Consider the following 925-nt stretch of genomic DNA (forward strand, 5'->3'; position numbering starts at 1 on the left):
CTACCGTGGGGCTGGTGCGGGGTGGGGGTGGTGGGGAGCTGTGGCCCGGGGTTTTTCCCGGGCCCGGGCGGCCCCGCGGGGGGGTCCCCGGGGGCCCGGCACCGTCCCGGTGCCCGGCTCGCCCGGGCCCGCTGCCCCGAGCGCGGGCCCGGGCGGGCTCCACCCGGTGCGGGCGACTGTGATCCGGTCGGAGCGCCGTCCGACACGGCCCGCGCGGGGACCCGCCGTGCCGGGCACCGCCTAGCCTCGGACCCGTGGCGTTCACCGTTCCCGACGCCCACCTCCTCGCCCTCGCCGCCCACGAGGGGCAGACCGACGAGCACGGCCGGGACCTCTACCTGGTGCGGTTGCGACCGATCGCCGCGTCGCTCCGGCCGCACGGGCCGGAGGCGGAGATGGCCGGCGTGCTGCAGGACGTCGCCCGGACGACCGGCGACCATCCCGATCCCGCGCGCCGCTACGACATCCCCCGGCTGCTCGCCCTGGGTGTCCCGGCGGTCGTCGTCGAGGCGATCGACGCCGTGACGCCGCGTCCGGGCGAGCCGTACATCGCCGGCCTCATCCGGCGGTGCGCGGCGCACCCGCTCGGCCGCCTGGTCAAGCTGGCCGAGAACCAGCACCTGCTCGCGGCCGCCGCTCAGCAGGCGGCCACCGACCCGGCCCGCGCACGCACTCTGCGCGAGGGCCGCTACCGCCCCGCCCGGCGGATCCTGCTCGCGGCCGAGGCCGCGGACCCGGTCCACGGCCGGCGCGTCCTCGTCTGAGGACCCCCGCCCCGGTTTCGTCAGGACGGATCCGGGGCGGGAGTGTATTCCGGTCGGGCCGTGTCGGGGAATGCAGAAGGGGCCCCCCCCCCCCCTCGGGGGGGGGGCCCCGCGGGGGTTTGGTGTTCCGGGGGCGCCTAATAAACCACCCCCACAACGCG

The 925-nt window shown here is 78.3% G+C and carries 1 protein-coding gene; it reads left to right on the plus strand.

Annotated features, from left to right (window positions below; translation table 11 throughout):
* Positions 1-254 precede the first annotated feature (254 nt).
* Positions 255-764, plus strand: coding sequence for a phosphohydrolase (locus tag ACI79L_RS23925; RefSeq protein WP_456939189.1), 510 nt, complete (start codon positions 255-257; stop codon positions 762-764).
* Positions 765-925 lie beyond the last annotated feature (161 nt).

The organism is Geodermatophilus sp. SYSU D00684, assembly GCF_054050455.1.